The following is a 10,185-nucleotide window of genomic DNA, read 5'->3' as shown; positions in this document are numbered from 1 at the left end:
TGGCGATTTTCTCCAGGTTCTTGGCGATTTCCAGAAGCGGGTCTTCGATGCCGAGTCCCTCGAGCACCCTGGCAGCGACTTCCTTCAGGATTGTTGCCCGGGGATCGAAGTACTTATACACCCGGTGGCCGAAGCCCATCAGCCGGAAACCGGACGACTTGTCCTTGGCCATGTCGGTGTACTTCTTGAAGTTCATGCCGTCGTCCCGGATCATTTCCAGCATTTCGATCACCCGCTGGTTGGCGCCGCCGTGCAGCGGACCCGAGAGGGCGCCCACCCCAGCAGAGATGGAGGCATATAGGCTGGCCTGGCTGCTGCCCACCATGCGCACGGTGGAGGCGCTACAGTTCTGCTCGTGGTCCGCGTGCAGCATGAGGAGCAGATTGAGGGCCTCGTTCAACACCTCGGGTACCTCGTAGGGCTCGGGGGGAACGGCGAACATCATGTGCAGAAAGTCCTGCGTATAGCTCAGGTCGTCCCTGGGATCAACGTAGGGCTGGCCGACGGAGTGCTTGTAAGCATAGGCAGCTAAGGCCGGCTGCTTAGCCAGCAACCTGATGACGTTCAGGTTGACCTCCTCCTCATCCTTGGCCTCAGGGTAGAAGGTCGAAAGCGCAGAGATCGTCGCTGCAAACACCGCCATGGGATGAGCGGTGGTTGGGAAGGCATCAAAGAACGGTTTCATGCCTTCAGGGAGCCGTCTGTGGCTAGTCAACTGGTCCGTGAACTCTTTGAGCTCCTGCTTGTTGGGCAGGTGCCCGTAGACCAACAGGTGGATGACCTCAATGAAAGAGGCGCTTTTAGCGATCTCCTCGATGGGATATCCCCGATACCGCAAGATACCCTTTTCGCCATTGATGAAAGTGATGGTGCTGAGGCAGGAGCCTGTATTGCCGTAGCCGGAGTCGGCGGTTATGGCTCCGGTGGTGGCTCTCAGTTTGGTGATATCGATTCCGACTTCCTTTTCGGTACCGACAATGACGGGCAGTTCATATTCCTTACCATCAAGAATCAATTTGGCTGGATCCATGGGTAACCTCCGAAGCTAGCGTGGGTGTAAGGTGATAAAGTGGCTGTATTTGCTGTGTCAAAGACCAGTCCACAATATATGCGTGACAGGCTTCTAAAATTACGACAGAGGCGTCCTAAATTCCTACTGTTTCCTGGCCTGTTTGTGGAGGGAAGACCGGGTCAATTGGCCTAGTCTTGATCGGGGAGATCCTTGAGGGCCTGTTGAGCGAGGTGTGAAGGGGCTTGGTAGTTAATTTCGCCTGCCTTGTAGCGGGGCAATTCGTCCTGCAGCTCCTGGTAAAACCAGGCGTGTTTGTGCCGCCGCTGGGGTGACACCTACCGCAGGGCACATCGGTAAAGCCGCCGCTGAGATCCTCACCGTGGCATTTTGAACACGGGTTGATCCCCACGACCCGGACCCAATCCCCGTGAAAGATCCCGCCAGGCGAGGCCCACCCCTCGGTATGTGGTATAGCCGCGCCGTTGGCATGGCAATTATCACTGCTGCAGGCTAGGCCAGACGAGCCGCCGTCGAGGTTCGTCCCATGACATGGTGTACAGCCCTCGAATCCTGCCGCGCTGACCTTAGGGCTGTGGGCTGGATTCGGGAGGGCGGCCCATCCCTCAGGATGGGGTGAAACGTCTTCCTCAATTTCCGTGCATCCCCAATAGAAGAAGAATAGCAAGGCCGTGAGACCAGCGATAGGTAAGTGGTTATTTCTTACCATGGCACTTCTGGCAGGTTATATCGCTGGCCGGTTCATGGCAGGCAAGGCAGTAATCCGGTTTGTCCAGGGCTTCCTGGATGTGAAAGCCACCGATGGTCTCGTTCACCCATTGGATGCTATTGTGGCTCAAGGGCATGATCATTTTGGCAAGGTGGCAACCCATGCACTCCTGGGGCATCGCATGGCAGGTGCGGCACTCTTTTTCAAAGCCAAGGAATTCTCCAGCGTGAAGGAACTCATAATTGGCGGGATGCACTTTCTTTTCCAGTTGAGCCTGGGCATGGCATATCTCGCAGTCGGTTTGCTGGTGACAGGTGGCGCAGTCATTGTCGGTCGAGCTGTGAATGAACAGCCCGTGAGTTTTGGCCCAGTCGGTATCGTGGCTGGCAGGCAATTTGTCCTTTAGCGAGGCGTGGCAGTTGTAGCAGCCGGCGTCTGTGAGGGGTGTAGAGTGGCAGCTCATGCAAAGGCCCATCTTCGGTGGAGTACGGGGGGCCAGGGCCTCGGCGACAGCAACCCCGGGATGACAGTGGTTGCAGGCAGTGGCTGACTCAATATGGGGCTGATGAGGAAACAGTAATCCAGCGGTAGGCTGCCAGGTGTAAGTCGTGGGATCATCAGGCTGAGTATGGCAGACGGCACACTCTTGCGGGGCCGTGTCACCATCATGGCAGGCCAGGCATTGGTCCATAACCGGCAGCAGGGCATGGGTCAACTGAATGCTGGTTGCTACGCCTTCGTGACACTGGCCGCATTCCAGACCCAGGTCTTTAATGTGCAGGATATGGGAGAAAATGATACGATCGGGAGTTTGCTGTGCATCTGGCCGGGCGTCAGCCGGCCCCATAGAGGTCAGCAACAGGGCTATGAGAAGACTATAACACATAGCTCACGTGCAATCCGATACGGCCGTCTTGTTTAAAGAAGCGGTTCCGGGTGTACTGGGCGAAAAGGCGATAGCCGAGGCGTCGTCCGCCGTACCCCTGAACCCAGAAAGTGGCTGCCAGTGCGGATTGCTCTTCCTTTTCAACATCCAGGTCTTCCACCGCCGGGGAATGATCATCGAACAGGGTGTAAGTGCTTGTGCCAATGCTACCACCCAGTTTTATTTTCTGCCCCATGGTGTGCTGCCCGCCAAGCATCAAGTATTGGCCACCATATGAGGTCTGGGTATGAGCATGCCAGGAGAACTGCAGTCCGCCCAGGGCCAGTTGGGCGGTCATATAATGACCTTGATTGTCCCCCAACTGCTGGACGAACCCCGTATGCAGTTGTATTCCGTTCAGCGGGCGTAGGTGCACTCCAGCGGAGATGGCATGCCGGGGAGCGAGGACTTCGTCGTACCAGGGGTAGGGAGAGGCGGTGAGATGTCCGGAGTAACGGTACTGGATATAGGTAGCATACGTTGGCGATAAGCGCACCTGGGTTCGAAGTCGGATGGTTTCAACCGCCGGTTGGAGGACCTTCACGGCCAGATCGGACACCTGCGTGATGCGCGACCCGAATCGTCGCCTCAGGGAGCCACCGACATAAATCTGCTGCTCGCCCTCCATTTGGTTGGTCCAGAACTGGACGGTATAGTGAGTTGGACCGGTGGTGCGCCGCAGAATACCTCCGGCTACAGCGGTACCGGCATCACCATAGTCGGTGCGAATTTCGGATTGGGGTGTAACGCCGACATACAAGGTTAGCTGCCGGCGAGCGCGGAAGATGCCTTTCTGCCGATTAAGGGCCACTCCATCCAACCGGGTGGTGTGCATAGAGTTCCATTGGACTTGCCGCCCGAGAGTGATTTCCCAGATCGGGGTTAATTTGAGCTGGATATATCCTGAGTAAATGCGTAGCCCGTCCGCCCGGGTGAGGGTCCTGGATGTGATATCCCCCAGTAGGTTCCAGCTGACCCGGCTGTCGACCTGCTGGCGCACATTGAGCTGTCCCTGCCATACCAATGATTCGGCGGAGCTCAAATCGCTGCGCGGGTATACGAATAGTCCCCGGAGGACAGCCTCCGGCTTGGCGGCATGCACGAAAGTGCCCATCAGCAACACGAGAACCAGCCAGGCTGAAATAGCCGGTGTTTTAGAGGAAAGGGCTTCGTGGTGAGATGGTGTCTTCATGAGCGGCCAGAATTTAGATAATTACGGATAACAAGCTCAAATTTGTTCGTTATTTACACCGGGTTCGCGACAGGTCTTTCTAGTCTTGATCCGGGCGGCCGGGTCGACCAACGGTAAGTTGGCTTGGCGTGAACAGAAATCCCGAGGAATGAACCTCTCAGGCTTCGTGCTCGGCGTAGTCAGCGACGGCAGGCTTTGCCCAGCGGTTCAGTTGTAGAAGTCGATGGGAATATTCTGGTTGGCGAAGCTCGCCAAATCTTGGCATGCCTGGAGGGTGTGCACCTGATGGGCTATTCGCTTCCATTGCTGGAAAATGCAGCAGTCGGGTTTGGGTTGGCAGGGTACCATTCCTGTGCTAACGGGGCAATCGTCGGGGGGGCCGTCGATAGCGCAGACGATTTCACTAAGTATGACTGAACCAGGTGGTTTTGCCAGAGTAACTCCTCCATGCGATCCCCGGCTGGTTGATAGCAGGTGTTGTTTGTGCATCGCCTGCACAACCTTGACGACAGCATGTCTAGGGATACCAGTGTCGAGTGATACCTGCTCGAGTTTCAGAGGTTGGCGCTGAGAGTTGCGGGTAAGGTAGCTCATCACCTGCAAGGCATGAGCTGCACTCCGTGAAAACATAATAATAAGATAATTTACTCTTAATATCCTTATTTAAATTTTACCGCTCTTTCACTAATTTGTCAATATCATTTCCTATAAATAGATACTCTTATGAGATACAGTTATAAGATACAGTCGCTGCCCTTAATTGTCGGAAACTGTGGACTTGCCTTCCCCCTTCAAAATGTATATTTGATTATTCTGATTGTTGATTACAATCGATCACAGGTGTGGCTTCTAGAAAAGAAAAAAGTCTTTACTTGCCGAAATAGATGGCTACATTTAGTAAAAATGTCCGTCTCGGTCTTCTTTTATTACCCTCAGACGGCGGAAGGATGATGAAAATGAATCTGGCACACGCACTAATCATGATCAAGAATTTCGGCGCCCGGGGTATGGCCGGGCTGGGGATATTGACCCTCCTGGCCTTTCCATTTAATCTTGCCAAGGCTCAACAAGAATACGCCCCAGAAGATACGATTGATTACGACTGGGGCGAGTATGACGAGTACTACGAAGGGGAATATTACGACGAATATTCTGATGAGGGCTACTTTGAGGAAGACACAGGTTACGGGGGCGAGGAGGATTATTATTACGAAGATGAGGGTGGTTATCTTGAAGAAGATGTCTATTACGACGACGAGGGTTTCGATGAAACCCTTGATGAAGAGTTTTTAGAAGATATAGAGCCGGAGGAGGGGGTAGACGACCTGGAGCTGGCAGACGATCAGGCCGGGGAGGTTGAACTCCAGGAGATAGAGCAGAAGAAGATCAGGGAGCCCCGCGTTATACGTGGTTATACAGCGAAGTTATCGGTGGCATCCCCCTTTATGGCTGGACTCGGCTTCGATCCCTTCTGGCATTCGTATATCGACTACCGCGTCACCCTGGATCTGCCCCGGAAGGTGGGCGCCGGTCCTTTAGCCCCCTCTTACGCCTTGGAGGTTGCTACTTTCAGTTTCGAGAACCAGCACCCGCGGGGCGGCGAATTCAGCGGCGTGGCGCTGCTGGCTATGATGCGTTTTCCGCTGGGGCCTTTGAAGGTTTCGGCCGGGGGCGGCATGTTTGCATCCGGCAGCGATGTACGAGGCGGGCTGCTCTTCGGAGGAGGCTACACCATCCCGTTCATCCGCTTTATTGATCTCACCATTGAATCGCGACTCATCTATGTCCAAGAAGCTACTCTGTCAGGGGCCGCCTACTGGCTGGATGTAGGGGGCAGCCTCGGCTATCGCTTCTAAGGTAAATGTATACTCAGGGCCTTGATCCTGCTGATGGCGGCCGGTATGGTACCTATCAATTGATCCAGATCACTGCTTTCTATTTATTAAAGTTTTAGTTTAACTGTTGGGTTATTTTGCTTGTATATTACCTATATAATAGCTTTTAAACGGACTGCTGCAATCAGGTATGGGCCTATAAGCTGATTTCATAATGTTTACGACCCGTTACCGCACATTATTTATCGCTCCTATTTTTTTTCTGCTCGGCAGTGGGCTGCTCTTCGCCCAGACCGTATCCTTCGATGACGACTCCAGTACCTATAGTGAATCTGCTGGCGCTGTCCAGGTGGCCGTCACGGCAACCGCTGCTCTTACTGTAGAAATACTGGTCGGGGGCAATGCACAACAGAACGTCGATTACACTAGAAGCCCCAGCTCGCTGACATTCATCGGGCCCAGCACCCAGTATGTAACCGTTTCGATTACTGACGATCCAAACTATGAAGGTGATGAAACCGTACAGCTCACCCTGAGCAATCCCTCAGTTGGCGGGTATGGTGCATATCGAGATCATTATCTCATTATCACCAACAACGATCCCGCGCCGACGATCCAGTTCTCACTGTCAGGTAGTACGGTGAATGAATCGATCGGCACCGCGAACGTCCAGCTGCGGCTGACGCCCGTAGAATCAGGATTACCCACGTCCGTCAATTACGTGGTAAGCGATGGTACGGCAACCGGTGGTGGAACCGATTATATTAAGTCTCCGCCGTCCGGTCAATTCACGATCCCGGCCAATAACCTGACGGCCAATTTTCCGGTGACTATCGTAGATGATGACTTGTTCGAACACGAGGAAACGATCATCATCAGCATTTCCACCCCGGTTAATGCCCAGCCGATAATCCCCACGGCAACGCATACCCTGAAGATCGCGGAGAGTGATTCGGAGCCCACAGTACGCTTTGATCCTACCGCCTCCTCGATCTCGGAGCACGACACCACCATCGCCATTCCGGTTTCACTGACGGAGATTTCCGGTGAGGATGCCGTCATCAGTTACACTGTCGGGGGGACCGCCTCGGGCGGGAATGTGGACCACAACCTGGCGTCGGATGGATCGGTGACCATAAACGCCGGGAACCTGGACGCTGCCATCAACGTCCCGATAAAGGAAGATGCCCTCGACGAGAGTAATGAGACCATCGTCATTACGCTTGCAAGTGCCGTTGACGCGGAGATTGACCTGGGACAACGGATCTACACTTTAACGATTCTTGACGATGATCTCGAGCCGAATATTTCCTTCAACTCGACCAGCAGTTCCGGGGCAGAGAATACCTCACCGGCCACGTTCCGGATCGAGATTGATGCCGTTTCCGGCCGACAGGTGAAGGTGGACTATGTCGTGATAAGCGGGGGGACAGCGAGTGCGGATGGCGTGGACTACGACCTGTTCGTGGGACAGAGCGACCTGACGACAACCGGAACGGTGACGCTTGAGGCGGGCGAAACCTTCGAGGATGTTCAGGCCTCCATAACTGATGATAACCTCGATGAAAGTAACGAGACCTTTACCCTGCGACTTCAAAATCCGGTCAACGCCGTTATTAACGAATCCAAGAAGACCCACACGTATACGATTATGGACAACGATTCGCCACCGACGGTTCAATTTACCCTGGCGGAAGATGACGGCAGCGAGGGCGTCCAGAATCACAGTTTCGAGGTCAAGCTCTCTACGAAGTCAGGTCTGCCGGTGTCGGTCGGCTATAGCGTTGTGGGTGGTACGGCTATCAATGGGACGGATTATACACTGTCAACCGGCACGGCGGTGATTGCGGCCGGCAGTCTTAATAAATCGGTTCCCTTCACGGTGAACATAGCGGATGACACGGACGAGCCGGATGAAACCATCGTGATAGCCCTCTCCCAGACACCGACCAACGCCGTGACCGGTAGTCAGGACACCATGACCTATACCATTATTGATGATGACCCGCCTCCGAACGTGGCCTTTTCCCTACCGAGCTCCAACGCCGATGAGGTAAGTACCGCGCCCAGCTTCAACCTGGTATTGTCGGATACGTCGGCCTTTGCCGTTAAGGTAGTTTATTCAGTAACCGGGGGGACCGCCACCGGCGGAGGTGTGGACTATACCTTACCCAGTGACACGGTAGTGATCAATGCTGGCCAGGTCTCCGGAAGTTTCTCAGCTACTATCATTCCGGATGCCCTTTACGAGAATGATGAGACCATAGTGATCTCTCTGACCTACGCCGTCAAGGCTGGTTTTGGCAGTCAGCGGACGCATACCTATACGATTAATGATGATGATGAGCCGCCAACTATCAAATTCACGACTACCAGTGGCAGTAATGACGAAAATGCGGGTACGGTGACACCTACTATTCAGTTGTCAGCGGCTTCCGGTTTGACGGCCTCGGTGGATTATTCCATAGCGGGTACTGCCCTGGGAGGTACGGATTATATCCTTAATCCCGGAACCGCCACCATTACCGGAAACCTGGGGAAAACGGATACCATCCTTTCAATAATCATCAACGAGGATGCGATTTACGAGAGTGATGAGACGATCAGGATTGCACTCTCAAATCCGGTAAATGCGACGCTCGGTGCCGACTCGGTGTTTACTTATACCATTGTCAACGAAGATTCTCCGCCGGTCATTCAGTTCGCTTTGTCCATCTCCGGAGGGGATGAGGTGTCCACCCCGGCGAGTATTCAGATCGTGCTGTCAACAGCCTCTGCGGTAACTGCCACGGTCGACTATGCCGTTACGGGGGGAACCGCCACCGGTGGGGTGGACTATACTCTGGAATCGGGCAGGGCCACTATCTATTCAGGCCAAACCTCTACTACTGTTTCCTTAGATGTTATTGACGACATCTTTGATGAGCCGAATGAAACGGTTATTATAACCTTATCAAATCCCATTGATGCTACCCTGGGTTCCAAGTCCATTCACACTTATACTATTAATGACGATGATGATGCCCCTACCGTTGGCTTCACCGCTTTTGGATCCTCCGGTGACGAAGGTAACAGCCCGGTCAATTTGCCGGTAGTGCTCTCTGCGGCTTCGGAGCTGACGATTACGGTGGACTATGCCATTACCGGTGGCACAGCCACGGGTGGTGGTACAGATTACACCCTGGCTGGCGGCAAGCTCACCTTTCCGCCGGGTACTACCCTGGTCAATATCAAAGCGGTCATCATCGATGACCAATTAGTCGAAGATGACGAAACGATTACCCTGGCACTTTCAAACGCGGTCAATGCCCAGCTGGGGACCATGAGTACCCATACGTACTCTATTCTGGATAACGACGATCCGCCGGTGGATTTCACTGTTGGGACGGTGGTGGCCAGCGGCGGTACCGTAGTCACTGGCTATTGGAATGCCACCAATACGGGAGTAAAGGTCACCATTCCGGTCGATACCAGTACGCGGCTTATCGGTGGTAGTATTCAGCTGGAGGCCAAAGTAGGGAGTGGCAGTTACGAAGTTTTGGGTTCCGCCTATACCATCGCCGTGGCCGATACCGGGAAAGGCAAGGTGCTGAGTATTGCAGCCGGAGTCTTCAAGGGACTCACGGGTTTTGACGATGACTCTACCGTTACAGTGCGGGCGGTGATTTCTGACGCGGCCGGGAATAGTACCACCGGCTCTCCCAGCAGTAGTATTATCCTGATAGATCAAATCCCGCCGGCCGCATTCAAAACAGGTGCGGTGGTACCAACGGGGGGTACTGTGGTTACCGGCTACTGGAACCGGACCAACACAGGCATCTCCGTAGTGGTACCGCTGGTGGTCAGCGATTTGTCCCTGAGCGGGGGCACTGTGCAGCCCCAGGCTGAGGCTGATGGCAGTTTCGAAAGTTTAGGCCCGCTCATTCCCATCACCCAAGCCAACGTTACGTCGGGATCCAAGACTGTTGCGGTGGCAGATACCGAGGTTACCGCCATCGGTGTGGAGGAGCTGACCGGTTTTTCGGATGGGGACGTCCTTACATTCAAGTCCATTCTAACCGATGTGGCGGGAAATACCACTACCTACAGCCTTAGCGACAGCTCCCTTTCCGTTGATGAGACACCCCCCACCGCAGCCATCACCTACAGTGACACTCTAGCCAATCAAGGTGACACTGTAACCATAACCCTGACGGTTAATGAAGCGGCAACAGCCTCACCCCAGATTAGTATCGCCTACGCGGTGAATACGACCCTACCGGCAGCGATGACTGCGACGGCCGCTCCGGCGGTCTGGAGCTACGATGCTATCATGCCGGCGGGGAATGATGGACTGGTGACGGTGAGCATCACTGCCCGGGACTTGGCGGGCAACGCTCTGACTGCGGGGAACACAACCGGGAGAACTGAGCTGCTGTTGGATAATACCCCTCCTGGCTATGTGCTATCCTATTCCGATTCGCTGGTGAAGGCCGGGGATATGGTCACCATCAC

General features: G+C 54.3%; 6 protein-coding genes. 2 read left to right on the top strand and 4 right to left on the bottom strand.

The features are described from left to right. The 4 genes from ACETWG_10335 to ACETWG_10320 form a co-directional block, all read right to left on the bottom strand. A partial coding sequence (locus ACETWG_10335; protein ID MFB0516981.1) for a citrate/2-methylcitrate synthase occupies positions 1 to 1,030 on the bottom strand: 1,030 nt, incomplete at its 3' end. 695 nt (positions 1,031 to 1,725) lie between these two features. Further along, a complete protein-coding gene (locus ACETWG_10330; protein MFB0516980.1) occupies positions 1,726 to 2,625 on the bottom strand; it encodes a cytochrome c3 family protein in 900 nt (299 codons plus the stop codon). After that, entirely contained in the window at positions 2,615 to 3,856 is a 1,242-nt protein-coding gene (locus ACETWG_10325) for a hypothetical protein (protein ID MFB0516979.1), read from the bottom strand. The genes ACETWG_10330 and ACETWG_10325 overlap by 11 nt, the downstream gene beginning before the upstream one ends. A 207-nt stretch (positions 3,857 to 4,063) precedes the next feature. Next, a complete protein-coding gene (locus tag ACETWG_10320) occupies positions 4,064 to 4,486 on the bottom strand; it encodes an Rrf2 family transcriptional regulator (GenBank protein MFB0516978.1) in 423 nt (140 codons plus the stop codon). A gap of 326 nt (positions 4,487 to 4,812) precedes the next feature. On the opposite strand from ACETWG_10320, the gene ACETWG_10315 reads away from it, so the two are divergent. Together ACETWG_10315 and ACETWG_10310 are read left to right on the top strand one after the other, a co-directional pair. Beyond that, positions 4,813 to 5,712: a hypothetical protein gene (locus ACETWG_10315; protein ID MFB0516977.1), complete on the top strand. Its 900-nt coding sequence runs from the start codon at positions 4,813 to 4,815 to the stop codon at positions 5,710 to 5,712. Positions 5,713 to 5,905: 193 nt separating this feature from the next. Further along, the coding region (locus tag ACETWG_10310; GenBank protein MFB0516976.1) for a Calx-beta domain-containing protein at positions 5,906 to 10,185 on the top strand (4,280 nt) is incomplete at its 3' end.

It is taken from the genome of Candidatus Neomarinimicrobiota bacterium (assembly GCA_041862535.1).
GTDB lineage: Bacteria > Fidelibacterota > Marinisomatia > SCGC-AAA003-L08 > TS1B11.
The sequence above is the reverse complement of the archived record's forward strand: the minus strand, read 5'-3'. Positions and strand labels throughout refer to the sequence as shown.